Here is a 23811-nt window from a genome sequence, read left to right as displayed (position 1 = left end):
AAGACCCCCGCCTCAAAATTCAGCGAAAGCAAAGAAGTTTTGGGGGGACTGCCTGTAAAAGTCCCACTGATTAAAGTTTCACTTTATTTTAGAAGAGGATTTTCAGTTGCTCCTTTTGTTTATTTCAGCCTAATTTAATTTCGGTTAAAAAACGTGTTTAAATATTCATTCAAAATCTTATTTAAATGTTTATAAAGGTTTAATCAATAAAAAAGATTTTAAAATGTTATGTTGAGCAAGTAGAATTGCTAAAAAGAGAATATCCATTCGAAGAGTTTGGCAAAATACTGCAAGGATAATGTATTCTTGTGCAGATATGCAAACGATTTAAACTAATCAATGAAATTTATAATGAAGGGGCAAATAAATATATGAGTGAAACATTACATAAAAGAAAACCACCATATTTAATGCTTGTAATCCTTTTTATTGGGGCATTTGTTTCATTTCTAAACAACTCGCTTTTAAATGTAGCCTTGCCATCAATAATGAAGGATTTAGACATTAAAGATTATTCAACGATCCAGTGGCTTTCTACAGGGTATATGCTTGTAAGTGGTATATTAATTCCGGCATCAGCATTTTTAATAACCCGCTTCTCCAATAGGAGCTTATTTATTACATCTATGGTGATTTTTATTCTTGGTACGGCCTTAGCGGCTTTAGCACCGAACTTTGGTTTATTACTTACTGGCCGGATGGTTCAAGCAGCAGGTTCTTCAGTCATGGGGCCTTTGTTAATGAATATTATGCTAGTAAGCTTCCCAAGAGAAAAACGGGGAACAGCAATGGGGATTTTTGGATTGGTTATGATTACAGCTCCAGCAATTGGACCGACACTATCAGGTTATATTGTAGAGTATTATGACTGGCGTTTGCTTTTTGAAATGATTTTACCGTTAGCAATCATTAGTTTACTGTTAGGGATTTGGAAATCTGAGAATGTCATGAAACAAAACAAAAATGCAAAACTTGATTATCTCTCATTATTATTATCTTCTGTCGGTTTTGGCGGTTTGTTATATGGATTCAGTGCTGCAAGCTCCGATGGTTGGACGAATAAAGTTGTCTTAACAACCTTAATCATAGGCGCTATTGCCCTAATTACTTTCATTATCCGTCAATTAAAAATGAATGAGCCGTTATTGGATTTACGTGTTTACAAGTACCCAATGTTTGCACTTGCGTCTGTAATTGCAATTGTCAACGCGGTGGCCATGTTTTCGGGTATGATTTTAACACCAGCTTATGTACAAAACGTCCGTGGCATTTCGCCGCTGAACTCTGGGCTGATGATGCTTCCAGGTGCGGTAATAATGGGGGTTATGTCACCAATTACAGGTAAACTATTTGATAAATATGGCCCTCGGATTCTTGGCATAGTAGGACTTTCCATTACAGCTGTTTCAACTTATATGTTGGCAAACCTGCAAATTGACTCTAGTCACACACATATTATTCTTATTTACACACTGCGGATGTTTGGGATGGCAATGGTGATGATGCCACTTATGACAAATGGCCTTAATCAATTGCCAACTCGCTTAAATCCGCACGGTACGGCTGTTAATAATACAGCTCAACAAGTGTCCGGTTCGATTGGTACTGCTATTCTTGTTACGATTATGAATTCTGTAACAACAACAAAAGCTGAAAGTCTAATGTCGGATGTAGATCCAACAACCTTCACAGAAGCTACGAAGGTAGTATTAACTCAGAAGGCTTTATTATCGGGAATTCAATATTCATTCTATGTAGCGCTTGGCATGAATGTTGTTGCACTGCTATTAGTTTTTTTCGTTAAACGTGTAGATACAAGCGCGGAAGCTGTCGAGAGGTTAAATCGATAGAGAAAAATAAAACTCTAGATAATGATTCCTACAAGTTTTTTTGCTGATTAGTTAGACAAGGAAGCTTTTATCTGGTAGTTATCAAATCAAAGAAACTTCCAGTGAAATTTGCATTGGAAAATATTGAAAATAGGAGTGAGTGAAAAACGTAGGGGATTCCTCTACGTTTTTTTATGTGAACATTAATAAGGTGTTCAACACTAGCCAGGATAATGATCTTTTCACCTTATTACGGGTAGTGGCAGCTTCGCTGGTACTACCCGTAATATTGAATTTGAAAATAAAAAGTGAAACAAACTATCTCATAACTTGAATCGGAGCAAACACTCTAACCACGGGTTGCTTTTATTATATACCAAACCTTAACATATGCCCTTTAGATATTTGGAAATTATGTGAATTTTAAAAAAGAGAACAAATAACTGTTTTAAGTCCCTAAAAATTCCAATTGAACATTTTGAACAAAATATTTTAAATCAATATATATTTCATAATAAATTATAAAAAATGTAGATATAGGTAAATAGAGAAGAATGTCCTTTATTGGTAAATCAAAGAGGGAATTTTTATAATCCAAAAACGTTATCAAATCAAGTAACAGACATGATAAAAAAGACAAATCTAGATTTTCTACAGTATCGTGAAAATCCTGTAACGGCACATACATTCCGTCATGCATTTGCAATCATGGCAGTTGAACAAGGAAATGCGGATCTATATCATTTAATGCAAACGCTGGGCCACGAAAATATCCAAACAACAAAAATCTATTTAGAGAAGCATATGAAACGGGAGAATAATGTAGGTACTTCATGCGGATGCGATGCCGCGGATATGTTGAGGTGAATTTGAAACACTCCAAACCTTATTTAATTATGTATTTTTTATATAATTAAATAAGGTTTTATTCATGCGGAAATATAAATGGATAATTATTGGTAAAGAAATAAAATTATAATTTCACCTGTTATTGGGTAGATAAGTATAGAGACAGCTAGTGAATTAGGAGACATTTGGGTTAGAGGGATTCTCACATGTAAATAGTTCTGTAGGTGGAGAAATTACGAGATATTTATTTTGAATTAGAAAGGAATAATTATCAGATGAAAAGACTTGAAACTGTCTTCTGTATAGTGATAATAAAGACGTGTAATTCCAATATAGACAACAATAGCGTTATTACATATTGAATGTAATAACGCTATTTAAAGTTTATTAAAACAGAATTTATCTTTCTAAAATTATCTATCAAAAATGATATTCAATAAAATTCGTAGTTTTATCCTTTACGGTATCTTGTAACTACAGCTTACTTAGCTCTAAAGAAACAACAAACATTTTTCTTATTCAATAACTCCAATTTCTAGAGCCTTCTGGACAGCTTCTTCCTTGTTACGCACCCCTAACTTTGTGTAAGCCGAGGAAGCATAGTTCCTGACTGTACCACTCGACAAATATAACCTTGAAGCTATTGTAGTGTATCGGAGTCCTTTTGCTACTAGCTGCAATATTTCTATCTCTCTGGTTGTTAGCTCATAAGCAGTAGCTTTTGATTGTGGTGTCTCGATTTGCTCATCAAACTTCTCAAATATTTTGTGAGACATTCCCTGATCAATTAGTGTCCCACCTCTGTGAATAAGTCGGATCGTATTAGCTAGCTCCAATGTTTCAATAGATTTAAGTAAAAAACCATCCGCACCGTTACGAAGTGAGTCCAGCGCCTGTTCCGTATCCTGAAACGTTGTAAAAATCAATACGCGGATATGTGGCCATTGTTGCTTTATCTTTTTGGTTGCTTCGACTCCATCCATGTGCTGCATATCTAAATCCATAAGTACAACGTGGGGTTGAAGGCGCCCACACAAATCGATGGCTTGATTGCCATCCTCAGCCAAACCGACTACATTTAAATCTTCATATCTATCGAGTAGTGTCCTCAAACTTTCCCGAACAAATGGCTGGTCGTCTACAATTAACAAACGAATAAGTCCATCTCTTATTTCAGTTTGTCGCGGTATGGTACATGTAACAAGCATTCCTTCCTCTGGCTTTGTATATACAGACAATTGACCTTGTAAATTCATTGCCCGCTCTTTCATAGCATTCATACCGAAGCCTTCCTGCCATTCTACATTTCCCTTTCCATTATCTTGAACTTCCAGCCTCGTATATTGTTGTTCAAACTGCAATGAAACTATAATTTCAGTCCCCTGACCATGACGTACTGCATTCGTAAGGGACTCTTGTAAGCAACGAATAAACGCTATCTTCGCTTGCCGAGACAGTTGGTATTCTTCTCCGAATGCTCGAAAGCTTACATTCACCCGAGCGTGCTCCTGAAATTCGGCTCCAAGATTTTGTAGAGATTGAATCAAGGAAGGCGATTGACACGGAGACTCCATTTGATGTAGGTAACCTCTCACGTCCTCGATGCTTTTACGTCCCATTTCAAGCAGAGAATCTAGCCTTTGAATACCCATTTCGGTAGCAAGCTCGGTGCGCAACGTTTCCATCCCCATAATAATAGAAGTATAAGCGTGACCAACTGTATCATGAAGCTCGCTCGACAGCCTGTTTCGTTCCTCTGCCAGTGTAATGCGTTCGATTTGAGACATATATTGCTCAAGTACCGCGTTTTGTTTACGAATCGCTTCATTTTGTTTATGATTGACGATTAATAAATGAAAAGCAAACCCCATTACATAAGAGAGTCCGTAGTAGGTGACCATAATCCAATAGTTATTACTTGGCGCAACTGCATAAAAAATTCCAGTTGTTATAAAAACTGTTGTTGGAGCTGTCCAATAATAGGACGAATGCTTACTATTCGCAGCGATAAGAAATACCGATATAAGAAATGTGTTGTAAGCTTCCGGAAATAAAGAGGTTAAATATATAGACAGTCCACCATATAGCAGTATTTCTGTGAACAAGTAATATTTATAATTGAACAGTAAGGCTACCCATGGAATAGAGAAGGCAACAACCTCCCAAAGAATAATAATCCAAAGTGGCAATGTTAAACCATCCTGAAAATTTAATGTAGCTAGGATGATAGACACACTAGCAATTAGACGGACCCCTAACATAATCCAATCATACCAAAACCAATACTTAACCATATCTAACAAGTTATTTACCCCCTAAGTAGCCTACCTTTTTACTTCTTATATTATAAATTAATCTTTTATGCATTGTTATACTTTTTAATTTTACACTGCGATCCTCTCACAGACTGCCAACTTCTATCGATTTAGTTGCCGAATCATACTACGTGTATAACCACCAAATTTCTTTGTCAAACCATCTACTATTCTAATACTTATGGCGATAGACACTATACCCATAGACATGACAAAGAGTGACTTGGAAAAAGTATCTATCTGTATGAAAATAATATTCATATCGATGTATCGATACAGTAGTGGTGCCAACAGGAACATAAGTGGCATTATATAAAAAATGATTACACTAATGAGACTGAAAATGCCAATCACAAATTTCTGCATTAACCAAAAGACAGCAGACCAGGTGCGACGATCCGTAAGTCCTAATTTCACCTGAGCCCAGTTTGATGTATCCGTTGTTATACTTCTATCGTAAGAGTCAGTCGAAATATCGGTATAAATTTTCGTCTGTATACGCTCGAATTGGATAAAAGGTGTGGTAGTCTGTAGTACTCGTATAACTAATGGAATCCCAACTACCGTAAATGAAAGGGTGAAACTGAATAGCAAAGCTATTAGGTAAAAACAAAAATAAAACAATCCTGTAACGAAAGTTAGCAATAAAAAATAACCATTCTGGATGAATCTTGATTTCATAAAGTTCATCGCTCCTCTCTGTGTAATAACCGCATCATACTGCTTTTTTTGTCAAATTCACCAGTGTAAAAATGTCATATGACATTTTTAAATGATGCTAAAAAGGGGAGAGTAACCTACTTCTGGTTAAAAAAGATGCTTATATTAATCTCCATAAAACAATCCCGTTCTTGCAGATGCAAGAACGGGATTGTTTTGTACTTTTATTTAATATGAGATGGACTTGTTTTTCGAATGTGAAAAATAATATCAAATTGCTCACGCAATGAAGTATCAAAGTATAACGAACCGTTCGGGAGGAGTTGTCCCCCAATACTCAGTAATGGCCTTTTTTCTCTAACCCATTTATCTGCTTGCCCTTTAAGGTGACGGTTATCTAACAAAAACATTTGATACGGGACTTTTCCAAGGGTATAATTGAAACTATTTACATCTTGTGGAATAGTATCCGTTGCAATCTTACCTCCGGTGGAAGGATTATATTCGCTGTATAATGTGAATTTCCCCTCCGTAGTTGTACTACCAATTGTGACATAATTATTCTCTAAACGTTCCTTCAAAAACTGCCCCGCAGCATAAGGATATAATTTCTCATCGATAATTCCTTTAGCTATATGAATATTGTGTCCCCATACCATAGTTTTACCACCCAATGTCTCTTGTGCCCACATTGCTTGATCGGCCATGTATTGCTCATGTAGCTTTATCATACTTGGATAGTCATTAGGAAGCAGCATTGTGGTGAATTTCTCTATTGCATTCGCTGTTGCTTTTACCCAGATGTACTCGGATGAAACTATTTCTGTGTTTGCCTGCCCATTATCATCTTTAAGTAATTGGGCTACTTTCTCAGCGTTTGCCTTGAACTTTTTTTTCATTTCAGGAGCAAGCGTCATGTATTCCTGTACACTTCCAGTGAAAGATGACAGTTCTTTATAATTTTCTTCTACTTCTGCTAGCAAATCTGGTCGATGCAGCTTTACATAATCAATTACTTTATTAAAGACACTTTGGTCCAGCGTCTTTAAGTCTAGTCCAATAAATTGGATCTTTTTTTTATTGGAAGGATTAGCATTATAATCCTTCATCCATTCAATCATGGCAATAATTTCATCAGTAGGATATAACAAGTTTAAAAATTCCCTAGGGTTTCCTTTTCCTGTTTGGATATATTCATTTAGTTTTAAGCCGTTTCCCCAATCTTCTTCCATTCCAAAATTCGTAAAACCCATCTCAGTAACCAAATATTTCACAAGGCGAAATTTCATGGTGAAAATTTCAGAGCTTCCATGAGTATTCTCTCCTAATCCTACATATTGTGCACTCCCAATCATTTTCTTAAGTGGTTTTAAATCCTCAAATGATTTTGACGGTTCTATCGTTTTTAATGGGTAAGCCTGTGATTGTATTGATTTAACTATATTTTTTTGGATTGATTGACCTGAATTTTCGACTGCTACTGTTTGAGCGTTTCCTACTTCTCCACATCCTGTGACTAATAAAGCTGTACTAACCATTGCAATTATTCTTTTCTTATTCATTTTTTTCCACCTCAATTGAATTGTTTTTAAAAGCGAGATTGATTCATGTACTTGCACGAATCAATTGCCTTAATTCAATTGTTATCTATCCCATATCATATTTTCTAGTTACATATTGTCATAAGGTTAATTGACACAGGTCATAGACTAATCATTACACTTTTGTACTATCGGCTATGACAACTTATAAATAATAATTACATTGATGAGTCGCAAGTAAGACTAGATTATAAATTTGGGAGGGATTTTAAAGATGAATTAATCTATATGCCAAAATATTTTCATTCTAAGTTGAATTTGTTGAAATGACAGGAAGTCGGTTCGATAAACAAATTAATAAAAGGGGAAGGGCGGATTACAATGATATTACATGCAGAATCATGCCGCAATAAAGATAAAGTCCAACGTGCAAAAAGAGGACTTCGACTCTTTTTAACTATCTTGTTCATTACTTCTATTATTCTAAATTTAGTAGTAATGATTACTAAAAGTATGCCGCTTATTGTGGTATATATGTTTACCCCAGCATTTTCTTCTATTTTGACTCGCATAATACTGAAAGAAGGGTTTAAAGATGTATCTTTTAGTCTCGGTAACTTAAAGATATGGAAGGGAATTGGTCTTGCTCTGCTAATACCTATGATTATTTGTGGAATTACTTATTCTATCGCCTGGTTGAGCGGAATTGCGAAGTTTCAGCATCCCGAAGGTGGTATGTTAGAACCAATCTACAATATACTTGGACTTCAGTATCTATCGGCACCATTCAGTTTCATTTATCTAGTAATATTGAGCGGCATTTTAGGAAGTTTGCTTAACTTAATCCCAGTTTTGGGAGAAGAAATGGGCTGGCGAGGTTATATGCTCACAAGGCTAGTCGATGCAGAGTTTTCAAGGCCCATCCTTATTAGTGGATTGATTTGGGCAACGTGGCATGTTCCAATTGTTATTGCTGGTCTATATGTAGAGGGACCATCTGTCTTTCTTTCAGTACTTGGCATCTATTTTTGTATTGTACCATTCAGTTATATTACAGCTTATTTACGACTTATCACAGGTAGCATTTGGCCTTCGGTTATCATCCATACTACTTGGAATGCCATTATTCAAGGACCTTTCGCACGTGCAAGTACAGGATATCAAACTGAGATTTGGATTGGAGAATCTGGATTGATAACCGCCCTTATTATCTTGATTACGGCAATAATTGTGTCTCGGATAATAAGATTTACTAAATATTGATTTTTCACATAAATTTCAAAAAAATGATTGTGAATCAGAAAAACGGACTCTCAGATTGCTTTTTAAGGGTTTTTAGTGGTCATGTGAACGTCATACGTATCGATAAGGATTAAATTCCACACGATTAAAAACAGGGTGTTTAAACGATGTTTTGTTTTTATTCGTAATTTTAAATCTGAAATACTGAAGCCAATGTAATACAATTTCATTGGCTTCAGTATTTTGATTCTTAACTAAAAATAGAGTGGGAAATTAAGGGTGTCATATATATTAATTAAAAGTAGCATACAAAGAATGCTTAAGTGACATTTCTTTTGTTATAGAATAAACAAATCCTGATATTGCAGTAACTATTATTTTGAGGTCAATTTACAGTGAAATAAGTGTCTAATGTCTACTATTACTTTGGATTTATGTTACTGCACCTCTTAATTAGAGGTGTTGTTTTTGTTAATTAATAGCCATTGTACTTAGAAAATAAATAATATGTTTATGTGATGGAGTAATAAAGCTAGGTAGCATAAAGACTGATACTACAAAGATTAACAACATATAAAAAAATTATTTATATGTTGTGTCACCGCTGCTATTCCTAATAATTTTGGAATCTATTTATTTCTTCCGCTTTTGCGGAAACTAAAACTAATGTTGCGACCAGTAATATAGTGCCAATTAGATAAAAATAGTTGGACCTATATCGTCAGTATTTTTAATATTCCATTCGCTTTTTGTGTTTTCTATTTTTATTTTTGTACTGATGATAAGACCTTTCCCTCAATTAGATCTTTAAATAACGTAGACCTATTTGGTGCTTGAATTTCTTCCAACGTGAATTTTCCGAAGCATAGTGGTTCAGAAATAGCTTTATCATTTTCATCTGCTGTTAAATTTTCGACTTCTTTATTATCTTTGTCAAAAATTTGGAATACAGCAGTTTATCAGTTTTATATTCGAATTTGCAGCATCCACTTTTTTAATCTCAGTTTGTCCAAGTGATTGAATTTTTGGCTGTTAGTTCTTACGGTGATACAGTATCTCCTTGGACTTTCACTGTATTTTTAATCTTTTTTCCAGCTTGTCCCTCGCATGGAGTACCATTGTATGCCACTCTGTATGTGTCACATCCCAAAATTCTTCGTTTTCTTTTCCTACATTAAATTTACTTTTGTCTGTATCGAATGTATCTGTCACTGTTTAGCCTACTATTTGTAATGTACCTGGGGCATATTCTAGTTCGTCTGGCAATGTATCCGCAAAGGCTAGATTTTTCGCAGGATTAGCAAGAAGCTATTACTTACTAGAGTTGTATACTCCAATCATCCCTTGTTTCTGTATTTTGTAGGTTCTTCACTGTTTTCTCAAGTTCTATGATTAGATCTTGGAGAATTAAGAAACGACCCCCGCTCATTTCATTGTCGTTTAAAAACTTATAAGAAAAGAATCTATTTCTTTCACACTTTTCCTAACTTCTCCGATATGTAGATGCTAATTACAAATAAATAATATATGATTTTCATAAAAAAAATATAGTAATATTTTGTCGTGAATTGTACTATTTTGATATTTTATAGTAATATTTTGTCGTAAGTTATACCTGACGGAAAATAATTTATGAATTTATACAGTAACGATGTAAAAATTTATCATTTAATCTAATTAAGAGGAGAAGGTAATGAATAATTCTATCGATATACAACACTTGTGTGATCTCGCACATAAAGCCTTTAATGTACCTGTTCACATTTTATCCACAGACAAAAAAATCTTATATCAGTCTATTTCTGATGATATTTGTAGTCCTTTTTATTCTTCTAAAGAAGAACATCTTAGTGACATTTATCAAGAAAATGATCCCAATAACTTGCCACTTTTCAGATGTAACAGTTATCTTGAAAATTTCGTCCTAATTCATATAGCAAATCATGATTACATAAAAGGGACTATTATAATCGGTCCCACTATACATCCAAAGGGCTCAGATGATATAACCTTTAAACTTCGGAAAGAATTTAACTTAAATAATAATATTCAAGAAAGACTAGCCTATTATCAGTGCCTACCTGAGATTAAAAAAACTACTTTAATTGATATGGGAGTTTTATTACATTACATGATTTTCAATGAAAAGTTAGATGTAGATATTGTTTTAGAAAAAAATAAAGTGCTAGAGGAAGTTCCCTATAAAATTGTGAAACCTGATCTATATATTTTAAAACGCCAACAAAATAAACCTAAAACTCACAACATGGCATTAGTACATAATTATTTTTCAGCAATCAAAGAAGGAGATAAAAAGAAGTTATTGCAATATATGTATGCAGTTTCGCAGGAAGATACTGAATTAATTTTAACAGCGGATCCACTCAGAAACCAAAAAAACCATGGGATTATTGCGATTACTTTAGCTACTCGATATGCGATAGAAGGTAATCTCCCACCAGACATTGCTTTTGCTCTTAGTATTTTGTATATCCAAACCATGGAACAACTAGATAACGTGGACTCTGTAAGGCGATTGTCGGGAGATGCTTTACGTACTTTTGCAGATCGGGTGAAAGAATTCAATGCGCAAAAATTTTCAAATGCGGTTACTACATGTATGAACCATATTAGTAAAAATGTTTACGATGGAATATCTCTCAATGAACTCGCTAATCATTTGGATATTACGCCTACTTATTTATCTAAATTATTTAAAAAAGAAGTGGGAATTCCTTTAAGTGAATTTATTCAAAGGGAACGAGTGGAAGAAGCAAAAAAATTATTAACACTCACTACATATCCATTATCAGATATTTGTGCTTGGCTTAATTTTAACGACCAAAGTTATTTTACAAGGGTTTTCAAAAAATCAACTAACATGACCCCTAGACAGTATCGTGAAAAATATACCGTAATATAAGCTTAGTATCAGTTTCTTGTGCAAAAACTTTAATATATGCCCAAGTAACTCTAAAACTTGAGCATACTGTTTCTTTTACTCTAGAAAGGGTATGTGATTGATCTAGAAAAGGAATATGTATTCAAATAGATCTTGAAAAGTCCATGAAACATATAGCCAAGCTAAAGGACAATGGAAAGATTTATACCATGTTGTTAATTTTAAAGAGTACACTAACCATCATTTTTCTAAGGAAACAAAAAACAGAAGGCTGCAAAGGTTCTTTTCGAGAAAGCTTTGCGGCTTTTTTAAATTTTAAAACCTATAGTAATAACGATGGATAAGTTTATAGATTAATATCTTCATGTTAAGTATTTATTAATGGTGATATTAGGGGCTATTACATAAAATTTAACAAAATAACATATATCACTTGATATATCTATATTATATGCAATTATACATAACCAAATAAAGGAAAGAAAGTATAAAAAAACCTATTAAATTATTCTATAAGTATTTTTTTAAAAATAAAACTGCACGGTTAAGCTAAAATAGTTATTAATTAACCGTATACACTTTAATTTGTAATCATTACAATTACAGAGATAAAACTCCTAATTGATTATATTGGTATAATATTTTCAGCTCGATTTTTTACTTGACAGTTAAATTATCGGGCGCAATCGACAAAATTTTGCTATTTACGCATCGAAAATTTAATGTTTTAATGAACAACATAACTGGTATGACCAGACAGAAAGGAGAAGATTACGCTAATAGGAGTATAGTGAAGTTGCAAGTAACATCATGTTAAGTTTAATTTTCTTAATAATCAGTTAATTTATCGGAAGGTCTAGAGTCTCAAAAGGATCAAGTTTGTAATAAAAGTGTTTTAAGTTACTGCATAACAAAAGTGAATTTATTCCGCAATAAAAGTATAAGCAATGTACAGTATAATTTCATCTTTTGTAGTCTTGTAAGGCTATTGCTGACAAAACTAAAAACCATATTATGAAATTGATATTAAAAAAAGGTCATGACAGGATTAACTCTAGAAGCAATAGTTTATCTATCTTCACGGCTCTGTAAGTTAGCAGCTCTAGGGGAGAAATAATATTTTACTACTCATTGGGCAGCTAATTCAAATATAGCTGATGAATTTTTATCGTTTCCTATTTGAAAAATAGAGTATCTAAATGAGAGGGAAGTAAAATCTTTAGATCCTATTAGAAGTAAATAATAACGATAACACCCTATCCGAAAGACTTCCCCTTCCTCATGCGTGTGCAAGGAGAGAGCCTAGAGCTAGGGCGTACAAGTTATATGAATCGAGTTATAAAAAACAATGGTAAAGGAGTGTACGGAATGAAAAATAAAATAATGACAGGATTTTTAATAACATCCATTGTAACTGGAGCAACTATTCCTATCAATACTCTCGCAACACCAATCGTTCAAGCAGAAACTCAACAGGAAAGCATGGATATTTCTTCATCATTACGAAAATTAGGTGCGCAATCTAAATTAATCCAAACGTATATTGATCAATCTTTAATGAGTCCTAATGTACAGCTAGAGGAAGTCCCAGCTTTAAATACCAATCAATTCCTAATCAAACAAGATATGAAGGAATGGTCATCAGAACTCTATCCACAGTTAATTCTATTAAATTCAAAAAGTAAAGGATTTGTAACGAAATTTAATAGCTATTACCCGACATTAAAATCGTATGTAGACAATAAAGAAGATAGTGAAGGGTTTTCGGATAGACTTGAAGTTCTTCAAGAAATGGCTATGACGAATCAAGAAAATGCGCAACGACAAATTAATGAATTAACAGAACTTAAATTACAGCTTGATAAAAAATTGAAAGATTTCGATACTGATGTGGCAACAGCACAAGGCATACTAAGTACAGATGGAACAGGGAAAATAGATCAGTTAAAAAATGAATTATTAAATACCAAGAAAGCAATTCAAAATGATTTACAACAAATTGCATTAATACCAGGAGCTTTAAATGAGCAGGGATTTGCTATATTCAAAGAAGTTTATAGTCTTTCAAAAGAAATTATTGAACCGGCTGCTCAAGCAGGGATGGCAGCGTATAACAAAGGAAAAGAAATTAACAACTCTATTCTAGAAGCAGAGAAAAAAGCAGCGCAAGAAGCGAAAGAGCAAGGTAAAACTGCTCTAGAAATTGAATCAGCCAAAAAAGCAGCTCGTGAAGCAATTGAGCGAAGCAAACAAGGTGAAATAGCTGCAGCTGCAGCCACAAAAACGCAAGAATATGACCTGATGAAAGCCATTGATACTGAAAAGATTAAGAAAACACTTGGTGTCTTCGCTGAAGTAAATAAACTAACAGCAGAACAGCGAGCATATTTAGATGATTTAGAGAAACAAAATCAAAAAATATATGATTTAACAACGAAACTATCAATAGCAGATTTACAAAAATCAATGCTTCTTCTTTCACAAAATGATTTGCATACGTTTGCAAACCAAGTAGATGTAGAACTTGACCTACTAAAGCGCTATAAAGAAGATTTGGATCTAATAAAAAATAACATTACAAAATTATCTACTAATGTTGATGCAACTAACGAGCAGTCTCAAAAAGATACATTAAGACAATTAAAAAATGTAATAAGTTACCTTGAAGAACAGGTATATAAATTTTGATATTACGTTTTTGAAAAAACTATAAAGATTATAAGAATCTAGCGAAAGAAGGAGAATAGTTATGAAAAAATTCCCATTCAAAGTGCTAACTTTAGCCACTCTGGCAACGGTTATAACTGCTACTACTGGTAACACTATTCATGCATTTGCACAAGAAACGACCGCTCAAGAACAAAAAGTAGGCAATTATGCTTTAGGTCCCGAGGGACTGAAGAAAGCATTGGCTGAAACAGGGTCTCATATTCTTGTAATGGATTTGTACGCAAAAACAATGATTAAGCAACCGAATGTAAATTTATCTAATATCGATTTAGGATCAGAAGGAGGGGAGTTGCTCAAAAATATTCACCTTAATCAAGAACTGTCACGAATCAATGCGAATTATTGGTTAGATAAAGCGAAGCCACAGATTCAAAAAACAGCTCGTAATATTGTAAATTACGATGAACAATTTCAAAATTATTACGACACTTTAGTAGATACTGTACAAAAGAAAGATAAGGCAGGTCTAAAAGAGGGCATAAGTGATTTAATTACTACAATTAATACAAATTCAAAAGAGGTTACAGATGTAATTAAGATGCTACAAGACTTCAAAGGGAAACTATATCAAAATTCTACAGATTTTAAAAATAATGTTGGTGGTCCAGATGGGAAAGGTGGATTAACTGCAATATTAGCAGGTCAACAGGCAACGATTCCGCAACTTCAAGCTGAAATTGAGCAACTTCGTTCTACTCAGAAAAAACATTTTGATGATGTATTAGCATGGTCAATTGGTGGTGGATTGGGAGCAGCTATTTTAGTTATTGCAGCTATTGGAGGAGCAGTTGTAATTGTTGTAACTGGTGGTACAGCAACACCAGCTGTTGTTGGTGGACTTTCAGCTCTTGGAGCAGCTGGTATCGGTCTAGGAACTGCGGCGGGTGTCACGGCATCTAAGCATATGGACTCCTATAACGAAATTTCTAACAAAATCGGAGAATTAAGTATGAAAGCAGATCGTGCTAATCAAGCAGTTCTTTCGCTTACTAACGCGAAAGAAACATTGGCATATCTATATCAGACTGTAGATCAAGCGATATTATCTCTAACAAATATTCAAAAGCAATGGAATACAATGGGCGCAAATTATACAGATTTACTGGATAATATCGATTCTATGCAAGACCACAAATTCTCTTTAATACCGGATGATTTAAAAGCTGCTAAAGAAAGTTGGAATGATATTCATAAAGATGCAGAATTCATTTCAAAAGATATTGCTTTTAAACAGGAATAGAACTGAAAATTAAAACCTAAATTGGAGGAAAATGAAATGATAAAAAAAATCCCTTACAAATTACTCGCTGTATCGACGTTATTAACTATTACAACCGCTAATGTAGTTTCACCAGTAACAACTTTTGCAAGTGAAATTGAACAAACGAACAATGGAGATACGGCTCTTTCTGCAAATGAAGCGAGAATGAAAGAGACCTTGCAAAAAGCCGGGTTATTTGCAAAATCTATGAATGCCTATTCTTATATGTTAATTAAAAATCCAGATGTGAACTTTGAAGGAATTACTATTAATGGATATGTGGATTTACCTGGTAGAATTGTACAAGATCAAAAGAATGCAAGAGCACATGCTGTTACATGGGATACGAAAGTAAAGAAACAGCTTTTAGATACATTGACGGGCATTGTTGAATACGACACAACATTTGACAATTATTATGAAACAATGGTAGAGGCGATTAATACAGGGGATGGAGAAACTTTAAAAGAAGGGATTACAGATTTACGAGGTGAAATTCAACAAAATCAAAAGGTTGCACAACAACTAATAGAAGAATTAACTAAATTAAGAGACTCTATTGGACAAGATGTTAGAGCATTTGGAAGCAATAAAGATCTCTTGCAGTCGATTTTAAAAAACCAAGGTGCAGATGTTGAAGCCGATCAAAAGCGTCTAGAAGAAGTATTAGGATCAGTAAACTATTATAAACAATTAGAATCTGATGGGTTTAATGTAATGAAGGGTGCTATTTTGGGTCTACCGATAATTGGCGGTATTATAGTGGGAGTAGCAAGAGATAATTTAGGTAAGTTAGAGCCTTTATTAGCAGAATTACGTCAGACCGTGGATTATAAAGTAACATTAAATCGCGTAGTTGGAGTTGCTTATAGTAATATTAATGAAATGCACAAGGCACTTGATGATGCTATTAACGCTCTTACTTATATGTCCACGCAGTGGCATGATTTAGATTCTCAATATTCGGGCGTTCTAGGGCATATTGAGAATGCAGCTCAAAAAGCGGATCAAAATAAATTTAAATTCTTAAAACCTAATTTAAATGCAGCGAAAGACAGTTGGAAAACATTAAGAACAGATGCTGTTACATTAAAAGAAGGGATAAAGGAATTAAAAGTGGAAACTGTTACTCCACAAAAATAGGGAAATATTAATTCTGTTGCAAAGTGAACCATAACATAGAGAGTCTATGATTACACTGTTAAACAGTAAAGCGATAATTAATAAATCCTTATATATTAAAAAGGCGGAGTCTCATTAAAGACTTCGCCTTTCACTTATATATAAGTTTTATCCAAATAAAAAGATAGCCATGTAGTTTACTTGTTTTTAAAAATTTGTAACAGAATCGATTAATAGGGGACAGTTTATATAGATTCGCTTAATAATATCGAATCTATGCAACTACATCGTCTTTTAATAAGAATAGGACTTGAAATCATACTCTATACAGGAGGAATAAGAAAAGATGAAAAAAAAACCTTATAAAATACTGGCTGTATCAGCATTTTTAATTATGACAACTACCTATGCAGTCACACCAGTAGCAACCTTTGCAATTGAAACTGAACAAACGAACACTGGAGATATGTCTCTTTCAGCAAATGAAGAAAAGATGAAAAAAACTGTACAAGATGCTGGGTTATTTGCAAAAGCTATGAATGAATATTCTTATTTGCTAATTAATAATCCGGATGTGAGTTTTGAAGGAATTTCTATTAATGGGTATGCAGATTTACCTAGTAAAATTGTACAGGATCAAAAGAATGCAAGAGCACATGCTGTTACATGGAATACAAAAGTAAAAAAACAGCTTTTAGATACATTGACCGGCATTATTGAATACGATACAAAGTTTGAAAATTATTATGAAACATTAGTAGAGGCGATCAACAATGGAAATGGGGATACTTTAAAAAAGGGGATTACTGATTTAAGGGGGGGAATTCAACGAAACCAAAAGTCTGCAAAAGCATTAATAGAAGAATTAACTAAATTTAAAAACGCTATTGGAGAAGATGTTAGAGTATTTGGAAGCCATAAAGAGACCTTGCAATCGATTTTAAAAAACCAAGGAGCTGATGTGGAGACTGATCAAAAGCGTTTAGATGAAGTTTTAGGACAAGTAAACTATTATAAGAAATTAGAATCTGATGGATTAATAATGGTGAAAATACCTTTTATCCCCACGCTTATTTCTGGTGGCATAATGATAGGTACTGCTAGAGATAATTTAGGTCGATTAGAGCCTGCTTTAGCAGAATTACGTAAAAATGTAGATTATAAAATTACATTAAATCGTGTAGTCGGAGTTGCATTTCATAATATTAGTGATATGCATAGTACGATTGATAGTGCTATTACTGCTCTTACTTATATGTCCACACAATGGGATGATTTAGACTCTCAATATTCGGGCGTACTGGGGCATATTGATAAAGCTGATGAAAAAGCTGATCAAAATAGATATAAATTTTTAAAGCCTAACTTGAATTCAGCTAAAGATAGTTGGAAAACATTAAGAACAGATGTTGTCACATTACTAGAAGGCATAAAAATTGCAGAGAAGAAAGAACAGGATTTTATGAATCTACTTCGTCCATCAAACGTTTTTTACTTTTATAAAAAAATCCATAACGCATACACTTTTGAAATAAAGACTGGAACAAATGCACCAAATGCGTCTTATAAAGTTATGAATTTAACTAAAAACACTGTTCATCATATGTGGAGTGGAGGTGCTAATACAAGCATGTGGGCTGACTGGCTTTCATTCAATCCAAATGATGAATTTGCGGTGGTAGCAGTAGTGGATGGGAAAGAATATGTTGTGTATAAAGACAAAGTAGAAAATATAATGAACTGAACCCAAAAAAATGCATTAATTGGGGATGGTACACATCGCTATCAAGCTAAGAAAAACAAATACCCCCAGAACGAAATTTTGTGCTAACTTTTAACAGAAAAGCTCATTTTTTCGTTTTGGGGTGAATCTATTTTCTTAAGTTGATGAGCATGGGGATGGTACACTAAACTAGACACCAAGTTAAGTGAAAAATTGAACGGCATAAGGCTCCTTATTTCCTAGAACACCTAGCTAAAGCAAAAGAATTTGTACAGTAAAAAAGTGAATATTGAATCAAGGTGCTGGTTGCTTTATGTGTATGGCTTAACCAAAAGATTGCGAATACATTAAAAGAGCAACTTGTAATAAAGATATTGCAATATTTTTAAAGCGAAAAGCCGAAATTGAGGAATTTGAAGAATTGTAATAGTGAAGGAATTGATTAATTTATAAAAAACATAGGAATTAAATATTCCTACGTTTTTTTGTACATAACATTTAAATAAAAAGAGAGAATAAACACCTTATTTTTGGGGTGTTTGAAGGTTCAAATGGAAGATTCCCTGGTTTTCGATTTGAATCAATATGATACTATTTACATGTACTGTCATGTAGGGAATTATATTTTTTACACCTGAACTGTTTGTACTATTTGTAGGATTTTCTGTTTTTTTGTCGAATATATCTTTAATGCAAGGAGGGACATTACATGATTATTAAAGACTATTTCATCAATCTTTCTATTTTTTCTTTATTAGTTAGCGCAGCGATATTTATTCAAGTGTTTTTGATTCATTCCAGGCGATATTTCGAAAAATTCTATGGAGGGATTATTGCAGTTACTTTGATGCTCTTTTCTTTTCCATACATGGGATTTTCCTACGATCTTCGAGTTGTTCCTCTTATTTTATCTTTTATTTACTTTGGTCGCATTGCTGGTTGGATTACATTAATTAGCATTATTATCATGCGTATCTTTTACATTGGAGGTTACTGGGAACCTCCTGTGATTGCTTATTTAGGTTTGGGTATCCTATTTGTTACTTTTAAAACATATTTTAAAAACCTTCATCCTTTTAAAAGTGCATCTTTATATTTTTCTGTTTTTGTTGGAATAAAGTGGTTAGTTGGTGTATTCTTTAATACTAAGTTACTTTACACTGGAGGCTTATTATATATAGCTTTAGGGCTTTTAATTGGGCTATTTCTTATGGAAGCCTACCAGAGATTATATTATTTAACACAGGACTTATCTAAAATGAATCGGGAATTAAAAAAATCCAAGCAAGAACTCACAGATACCGTACATGAGCTTCAAGGAGGGATTTTTAAATTTAAAAAAGTGGGTAAGCACTTTATACACACTTTATGTGATGGACAGTTTTATTATCAAAAAGGATTTTATTCTGAACAGGTGGTAGGGAAAAGCTTACGGACTATTGATGCTTCTATTGTTCCACCACATTTAGTTCCACAATTGATGAAGTATTATCTTCAGGCATGGGAAGGGAAAGAAATTATATTCGAATTACCCTGGCCAGATGATAAAACGATTATTCTTATTGCACTTAGGCCGATTAAACGAAATGGACAAGTTATGGAAGTTGTTGGTTCTATAGTCGATATAACCGAAAGGAAAAAGGTAGAATCAGAATTAAGAGCTACCAAAGAATTACTAGAATCATTTATAAAGCATAATGTAGATGCTATTACCATTTCTGATCGAGAAGGGCATATTTTACAAGCAAATAAAGCTTATGAAAAGATATTTGGATGGTCATTACAAGAAATCATAGGTAAGAGATTACCCTGTGTACCAGATTTCTTAATGGAAGAATCACTTGAAAATATTCAGAAAATTCTAACTAGAGAATCCGTAGTTACTAGATTAGAAACTGTTAGACGACGTAACGATGGAAGTCTTCTTGATGTCAGTCTGACAGTTTCTCCTATACTAGACGTAAGAGGAAATGTGATAGCTTTATCTGCAATATGTAGAGACATCTCTGAAAGAAAACAAGCAGAAAGAGAACGACATCGATTACACCAACAATTAAAAGATAGTGAAATGAAGTACCGTGCACTAATCGAACAAGCAACTGATGCAGTATATGTAGTAGAGCTGAATGAAAATCATGTTCCAAGTCGATTCATTGAGGTAAACCCTGTTGGTTGTAAAAGATTTGGATATAGTAGAGAAGAACTGCTCTCGTTACCATTTCCAAATGTAGTACCACAAGATTCTAAAATGATTGTAAGGTTGTTAAAAAGAATTAGAGAGGGACAAACTTCCTTCACTTTGCAAGATGAATATGTTTTTCCAACAGGAAAAATAATAACAACTGAGTTTAGTGTCCGTGTTTTTAACTTAAATGGTAAAAAAGTTTTCCTAAGTATTTCTCGTGATATCACTGAACGGCTAAAAACAGAAGAATTACTACGGAAATCTGAAAAACTTGCTGTCGTAGGACAATTAGCGACTGCAATGGCTCATGAAATTAATAATCCATTAACCGCAATGAAAGGGTTTATGCAATTACTAAAATCAACGGAAACTGAGAATAATCGGGGTTATATAAATATAGTATCATCAGAGATTGAGCGTATAGAAAGTATTACTAATGAATTTATGGCGGTAGCCAAACCACAGGTGGTAAAGATACAACCTAATGATATTAGTGTGCTAATGGATCAAGTTTTAATGCTACTGCAACCTCAAGCAATGATGAATAATATAAAAATTAGAATTGATTTTACACCTGGTATTCCACTGATTCCATGTGAAGGAAATCAATTAAAACAAGTATTTGTTAATATTATAAAAAATGCAATTGAATCCATGCCAACAGGAGGAGAAATTTTGATTCAATTTGATAAACTTGATAATAATCAAATAAGGATTCGCTTTATCGATCAAGGATGTGGGATTCCAAAAGAACGTATACCATATTTAGGAGAACCTTTTTACAGTATTAAGGAAGAGGGAATCGGCTTAGGATTAATGGTCTGTTATAAAATTATTGAAACACACCAGGGGAAGGTATTTATTGAGAGTGAAGTGAATAAGGGGACTATAGTTGAAGTCACTCTCCCAATTTGCACACTTCAAAATTAATACATTCTTTTACTGAAATTTTATAAGTTAGTGAGCAGTTAGCTTTGGCTAGCTGCTTTTTTGTATATATTGTAATCGATTCTTCATATTACGGCTTTTTGATGTTTCATATATAGATTTTATGGCTTTTAAAAACTCTGTAAGTGTTTTGTAATATTTACGAGAGACTTTTTTAACAGTTATGAGAGAGAAAAGAAAGATTTGTTATATATGATGAAATTAATCTTACTAGTAGGTGTTCTAATGGACCTAGAAACCAAGGAGGAAAAATAACAATGAAACAATTGAAGCCAGCAATTAGTGTATTAGGTAGTGTATCGATGGCACTGACTTTAGCATCTCCTGCTTTAGCAGATGTAAAACAACCGAATCCAGGAGGTACAGTTGAAATATTCAAAGAGAATGCAAATGTAAAAAAAGAAGATAAGAATTTCACGCTCGGATCTGATGGGGAAATAGGTTCACTCATTACACAAAACATTGAAATGGCAAACAACGATTGGGATAAAGATGGTATTTCCAACGACTTAGAGATTAATGGATATAAAATTGAATTCAATTCACAAACTGGAAAAAATGAAGCGAAAGCATGGGATCCCGAGAAGGATAAAGGGAAACCAAAATTTATATCGAATCCTATGAATGCAAATACGGATGGTGATCCTTTTACTGATATGTATGAGGTTGAGAATTATAACAACGATTCTGATACTAATTTCAATCCGATAGTTGCCAACATGCCGAATTTGCAAATTGGTGTCAAACGAATTGAAGTAATTCCTATTGCAACCATTACGGATAATAATGGCGGATCAGTTAGTAGAGGATGGGAAAAAAGTGTATCTACACAACATTCATTTAATGTAGGTTTAAGTGGTTCAGGTGGTGTAGAAGGCTCAGCAGCCGGTCCTGTTCCTTCCGGAAGTGTTTCAGCAAATGTGGGATACGGATATTCAAAAACAACTACGGAAACGGAGAGTTATACAAATAATTTTGATTGGTCTACTGCAACAACTGTGGACACAGCGAACGCAGCAAAATTACGGGTACATTTGGAATATAAGAATGTAGGAACAGCATCCGCTGAAAATGTTTCGCCTCATTTTAATATTCGTTTAGGAAACAAAATTATTAATACTGTAAAGGCAACACAAGATCGTTATAAAGCAAACTATTTAAGTACAGAAAAAGGTGGACGGAATAAAACAGAAGTAGTAATTGACAGTTTAGAAGGACAAGCAGATGCGAATATTGTCTTATCTTTGGATGAATTGAAAGCTGTTGAACAAGGGGAACTTCTTTCGATTGAAGTTTTACCTACAAGTACAATGGATTTATCTATTGAAAAAGGTGAAGAAATTATGCATTTGGGGGATTCAGGGAGATATGAGTCTAGAGTAAATGCAGTTACTGAACAATTAGAAACAGATATAGGAAATATACCAAAGTTTAGGGTATATACTCCTAAAGACAAATCTCTTGCTGATAAGCCAGTTTTATCCTATAACGAAGTTTTTCAACAGGTAAATATAGATACGAAAAAAGTAAATCATATTGTAAACAAGGCTAAAAGTACTAATAACGTATCAGTGGTTTCAGCTAATAATGGAACTGATGCATTGAACGATTTAAAAGCGGGACAGGGAGATCGCGGTTATTTACATAAAGACTCTGTACACGGAGCTTTTGCAAAGCTACAGCAACCAACATTAGTAGAAGGTAGTTATGATTCTGTGACGCAAAAGATTAGGGCAACAATTTTACCTGGTTTATTTGGAGTGAGTAAAGATATTCCTACTACTTATAGTAAGAAATGGAATGCTCCGTCACAAACAGTAACACTGGTTAAACGTGAAAATGGATTTACATATGAGTCTAGAGAAAATATACACCCTATTAAATCTGAAATTGCTGCGCACAGAAAAGTTACATTTGAAATCAATGACGCACACAATCTAACGCCTACACAAAAGATTGATACTGAAATTAAAGCTAATAAAGAATTTGAAGATTATGTAGTAGATAATTCAGGTGAATTTGTTACAGAAGGAGTTCCTTATACCGTGGCTTCATATGGAAATACAGCTTATTTAGGAAGTCATCATGCAGGGAATAAATGGGAGTATCTTTGGGCTGAAAAATCTAGCGATGAAAAAGTGAATGTAATTATTGAAAGAGTAGGTCAACCTAAACCTGGAAAACCAATTAAAAAGGATGAAGAGGTATTAATTAAATTTCAAAATCCTATTTATTCAGATTATGCATATTTAAAACTTCAAGATAGTTATATCCATTTAGATCAAAAACAGAACGCAAGTACTTTTAAATTTAATCATGCATATCCAAAGAATTTCACTGGACACCATAAGCAATGGAACATACTATCTAATGGTAATAAGTTAAAGGTAGGATATTTAATCGATTATATGAAATATGGTAATGGAGAGAATGGGACTGATACTATAGCATGGAATCTATCAAGAGTTCAGTAATAGGTAACAGTTCTGTTGCTAAGTTTGGAA

Annotated in this window: 14 protein-coding genes and 1 pseudogene; 10 read left to right on the top strand and 5 right to left on the bottom strand. The window is 33.6% G+C overall.

What is annotated here, in order from left to right; translation table 11 throughout:
• The first annotated feature begins 371 nt into the window (after nt 1-371).
• Together MKX37_RS15420 and MKX37_RS15415 are read left to right on the top strand one after the other, a co-directional pair.
• Complete coding sequence (locus MKX37_RS15420; protein WP_033708067.1) at nt 372-1850, top strand: MDR family MFS transporter; 1479 nt, start codon at nt 372-374, stop codon at nt 1848-1850.
• A gap of 528 nt (nt 1851-2378) precedes the next feature.
• A pseudogene (locus tag MKX37_RS15415) lies at nt 2379-2696 on the top strand (tyrosine-type recombinase/integrase); the annotation flags it as partial.
• 497 nt (nt 2697-3193) lie between these two features.
• On the opposite strand, the gene MKX37_RS15410 reads toward MKX37_RS15415, so the two are convergent.
• From MKX37_RS15410 to MKX37_RS15400, 3 genes are all read right to left on the bottom strand, one after another.
• Nucleotides 3194-4981, bottom strand: coding sequence for a helix-turn-helix transcriptional regulator (locus tag MKX37_RS15410; protein WP_002128076.1), 1788 nt, complete (start codon nt 4979-4981; stop codon nt 3194-3196).
• A 114-nt stretch (nt 4982-5095) separates the two neighbouring features.
• On the bottom strand, nt 5096-5674 hold the full coding sequence (locus tag MKX37_RS15405; RefSeq protein ID WP_002168043.1) for a sensor domain-containing protein: 579 nt from the start codon (nt 5672-5674) through the stop codon (nt 5096-5098).
• A 203-nt stretch (nt 5675-5877) separates the two neighbouring features.
• Nucleotides 5878-7215 (bottom strand): erythromycin esterase family protein, encoded by a 1338-nt coding sequence (locus MKX37_RS15400; RefSeq protein ID WP_002128074.1) that lies wholly within the window; start codon nt 7213-7215, stop codon nt 5878-5880.
• 360 nt (nt 7216-7575) lie between these two features.
• On the opposite strand from MKX37_RS15400, the gene MKX37_RS15395 reads away from it, so the two are divergent.
• Entirely contained in the window at nt 7576-8457 is an 882-nt protein-coding gene (locus tag MKX37_RS15395; protein ID WP_002128073.1) for a CPBP family intramembrane glutamic endopeptidase, read from the top strand.
• A 743-nt stretch (nt 8458-9200) separates the two neighbouring features.
• Here the strand turns inward: MKX37_RS15395 and MKX37_RS27470 are convergent.
• Together MKX37_RS27470 and MKX37_RS15390 are read right to left on the bottom strand one after the other, a co-directional pair.
• Complete coding sequence (locus MKX37_RS27470) at nt 9201-9377, bottom strand: SpaA isopeptide-forming pilin-related protein (RefSeq protein WP_157835323.1); 177 nt, start codon at nt 9375-9377, stop codon at nt 9201-9203.
• A 127-nt stretch (nt 9378-9504) separates the two neighbouring features.
• A complete protein-coding gene (locus tag MKX37_RS15390; RefSeq protein ID WP_000132592.1) occupies nt 9505-9648 on the bottom strand; it encodes a hypothetical protein in 144 nt (47 codons plus the stop codon).
• 481 nt (nt 9649-10129) lie between these two features.
• On the opposite strand from MKX37_RS15390, the gene MKX37_RS15385 reads away from it, so the two are divergent.
• The 7 genes from MKX37_RS15385 to MKX37_RS15355 all read left to right on the top strand — a co-directional run bounded on the left by MKX37_RS15385 (nt 10130) and on the right by MKX37_RS15355 (nt 23781).
• Nucleotides 10130-11359, top strand: coding sequence for a helix-turn-helix domain-containing protein (locus MKX37_RS15385; protein ID WP_050000572.1), 1230 nt, complete (start codon nt 10130-10132; stop codon nt 11357-11359).
• A 1347-nt stretch (nt 11360-12706) separates the two neighbouring features.
• Nucleotides 12707-14026 (top strand): hemolysin BL lytic component L2, encoded by a 1320-nt coding sequence (gene hblC / locus MKX37_RS15380; protein ID WP_078422150.1) that lies wholly within the window; start codon nt 12707-12709, stop codon nt 14024-14026.
• Between the two features lie 61 nt (nt 14027-14087).
• Complete coding sequence (gene hblD, locus MKX37_RS15375; protein ID WP_002128070.1) at nt 14088-15308, top strand: hemolytic enterotoxin HBL lytic component L1; 1221 nt, start codon at nt 14088-14090, stop codon at nt 15306-15308.
• Nucleotides 15309-15344: 36 nt separating this feature from the next.
• Entirely contained in the window at nt 15345-16472 is a 1128-nt protein-coding gene (hblA, locus tag MKX37_RS15370; RefSeq protein WP_000591974.1) for a hemolysin BL binding component B, read from the top strand.
• A gap of 325 nt (nt 16473-16797) precedes the next feature.
• Nucleotides 16798-18195 (top strand): hemolysin BL regulatory component HblB, encoded by a 1398-nt coding sequence (gene hblB / locus MKX37_RS15365; RefSeq protein WP_078422109.1) that lies wholly within the window; start codon nt 16798-16800, stop codon nt 18193-18195.
• A gap of 688 nt (nt 18196-18883) precedes the next feature.
• Complete coding sequence (locus tag MKX37_RS15360; protein WP_078206914.1) at nt 18884-21289, top strand: PAS domain S-box protein; 2406 nt, start codon at nt 18884-18886, stop codon at nt 21287-21289.
• 275 nt (nt 21290-21564) lie between these two features.
• Nucleotides 21565-23781 (top strand): binary toxin-like calcium binding domain-containing protein, encoded by a 2217-nt coding sequence (locus tag MKX37_RS15355; RefSeq protein WP_002185464.1) that lies wholly within the window; start codon nt 21565-21567, stop codon nt 23779-23781.
• Nucleotides 23782-23811: the final 30 nt, after the last annotated feature.

The sequence above is a fragment of the Bacillus sp. FSL R5-0709 genome (assembly GCF_038004785.1).
GTDB lineage: Bacteria > Bacillota > Bacilli > Bacillales > Bacillaceae_G > Bacillus_A > Bacillus_A mycoides.
This window is presented reverse-complemented; position numbering and strand designations above follow the sequence as displayed.

Bases quoted from the DNA above. Each gene is read 5' to 3' on its own strand.
- MKX37_RS15420 (WP_033708067.1), top strand. From the start codon at position 372: ATGAGTGAAACATTACATAAAAGAAAACCACCATATTTAATGCTTGTA.
- MKX37_RS15405 (WP_002168043.1), bottom strand. From the start codon at position 5,674: ATGAAATCAAGATTCATCCAGAATGGTTATTTTTTATTGCTAACTTTC.
- MKX37_RS15400 (WP_002128074.1), bottom strand. From the start codon at position 7,215: ATGAATAAGAAAAGAATAATTGCAATGGTTAGTACAGCTTTATTAGTC.
- MKX37_RS15395 (WP_002128073.1), top strand. From the start codon at position 7,576: ATGATATTACATGCAGAATCATGCCGCAATAAAGATAAAGTCCAACGT.
- MKX37_RS15385 (WP_050000572.1), top strand. From the start codon at position 10,130: ATGAATAATTCTATCGATATACAACACTTGTGTGATCTCGCACATAAA.
- hblC (WP_078422150.1), top strand. From the start codon at position 12,707: ATGAAAAATAAAATAATGACAGGATTTTTAATAACATCCATTGTAACT.
- hblD (WP_002128070.1), top strand. From the start codon at position 14,088: ATGAAAAAATTCCCATTCAAAGTGCTAACTTTAGCCACTCTGGCAACG.
- hblA (WP_000591974.1), top strand. From the start codon at position 15,345: ATGATAAAAAAAATCCCTTACAAATTACTCGCTGTATCGACGTTATTA.
- hblB (WP_078422109.1), top strand. From the start codon at position 16,798: ATGAAAAAAAAACCTTATAAAATACTGGCTGTATCAGCATTTTTAATT.
- MKX37_RS15360 (WP_078206914.1), top strand. From the start codon at position 18,884: ATGATTATTAAAGACTATTTCATCAATCTTTCTATTTTTTCTTTATTA.
- MKX37_RS15355 (WP_002185464.1), top strand. From the start codon at position 21,565: ATGAAACAATTGAAGCCAGCAATTAGTGTATTAGGTAGTGTATCGATG.